General features: G+C 27.0%; 1 protein-coding gene and 1 pseudogene. Both read right to left on the bottom strand.

The features are described 5' to 3' along the window. Nucleotides 1-1,367, bottom strand: a 1,367-nt coding sequence (locus tag AJN70_RS09220; RefSeq protein WP_261670042.1) for a motility associated factor glycosyltransferase family protein, incomplete at its 3' end; no start/stop codon positions are given. Beyond that, nucleotides 1,364-1,914 (bottom strand): annotated as a pseudogene (locus tag AJN70_RS09215) (motility associated factor glycosyltransferase family protein); the annotation flags it as partial. The gene AJN70_RS09220 and the pseudogene AJN70_RS09215, both read right to left, overlap by 4 nt.

The raw sequence follows: 1,914 nt of genomic DNA, 5'->3' as shown, positions 1-1,914 counted from the left end.
AAAGGTTTTTCTATGGTTCCTTCTATCCTTGCTCCACCTTCGGTACAGTTGTAGGTGGTGATATTAAGTTTTTCTTTTGCCCAAAATATATCTTTTTCAAAAGCTTGACGAAATAAATTCCAAGTGAGTTGAGTTCTTACTTTGCCTTTTCCTCCATAAGCTAGTGTATATTTTTCTCCTCTGATTTCTTCACCTTGACTTCCATGTATATGCTCTTTAGGATGTGAACTTCCATCCTCGCCATAAGCTAAATCCTGTCCTATAAAAATGATATTTTCAAATCTTAAAGCTCCTGCTAGTTCATAGATCATATTTGAAACACTGTGTCCTACTCCAAGATATCCATATTCATCAAGTTTTAAACTAGCTGCAAAATTTAAAGGGCGATGTACAAGCATATAAGTTCTTTGATCTTTTTCTAAAAAATCTAATACTTCTTTGTGAACCACAGAAGCAAGTATGAAAAGTATGCCTTTGTTAAAATCGCCAAAATCATTATCAAAACATTTAGAAACTATATCATCACGTTCTAGCATGCAAACATAATCAGGCTTTATACCGTATTTTCCAAGGATAACATAAGCACTATCTGCACAAAAAATCGTAGCTTTATTAGCATACTTTTTTAATAAAGGAAGTTGTTTTATAAGACTTGGTCCTGTAGAAACAATGATAGCATTTTCAACCTTAGCTCTTCTTTCTTTGAGAAATTCTTGAAAAATTCCATGATTTAACATTTTAGGGAGATTGTCTAGGGTATGTTTGATTCCAACTAAAGAATCATGTGGATCATTACCTTTGTTTAAAACGATAAATCGTATCATTTCTATCAGTTGAGTATTTATATTTTGTATTTGAGTGCTATAAAATTGTTGATAAAAATCATTATGGATAAAAAGATTAAAAATTTTTACACTTTTTTGAATGATTTCATAAGTAAAAAGTGTGGTGAGTTGTGCTGTATTAATATTTGGAGTATAAAAAAGTATTAGTTGTTCTTTTTTTAATTCTTCGCTAAAATCAAATAAATGAAAAGCTAAAGTTAAAATTTCAAGATTGTCTTCAAAAACAATAATATGTTGATGATTTTTATTTTCACATAAACTTTTATAAAGCATTCCATTTCCAAAACCATAAAAAAACAAAACAGGATATTTTGCGTATTCACTTTGAAAAAGGCTAAGATTTTCTAAAAGCTCTTGATTAGGATTTTGATAAAGTAAGATTTCATCTTTTGTAAAATTGATTCCATTTTCATTTTGAATGAGTTTAAGAGTTATATTTTTAAGTAATCTTAATTTATAGGCTAAGATCTCATCAACTTCAAATAAAGCTTGAGTATTTTTTAAAAAAAGTTCCTCTTTCACCTTCTCACTCTTTCCATCCATTTATCTAATTTTCTTTCTTTAAGTTTTTCTTCTAAAGGAAGTATATTTTTTATCAAGGCACTTTCTTGTGCTTTGATATGTCCATAAACTAATTCCATAAATTCTAAATGTTCTTTTATCCAAAGAATATTTTTATTAAAAGCATCTTCTTTGGTTTTAGGATTTAAAACATAAATTCTAGCAAGATTAAGTTCAAATTGAGTTAGTAAGGGACCTAAAATTTGTATCAAATCTTTTTGAGTATTGCAAAGTTCATCTATTTGAGTTTTGGTTTTATCTATATCTTGAATAATTTCTTGAATAAAAATTTCATTTTTTTGAGAATTTTGTAAACTCATAAAAGAATTTTTTATTTTATCATAGCTTTTAATAAATTTATTACTAAAATCTCTACAATGTTTAATACTTTGATAAACTTTATAATAAGCCTTAAGTAAAAACTCATTTTGTTTATTTAAACTTAAAGGTTCTAATTTTTCAAAAGGTTTATTTAAATCTTTATCAAGTAAATTCTCACAAGCCCATA

This window comes from Campylobacter sp. BCW_4341 (assembly GCF_001764255.1).
Classification (GTDB): domain Bacteria; phylum Campylobacterota; class Campylobacteria; order Campylobacterales; family Campylobacteraceae; genus Campylobacter_D; species Campylobacter_D jejuni.
Note: the sequence above shows the minus strand (reverse complement) of the source record. Positions and strands in the feature narration are given on the sequence as shown.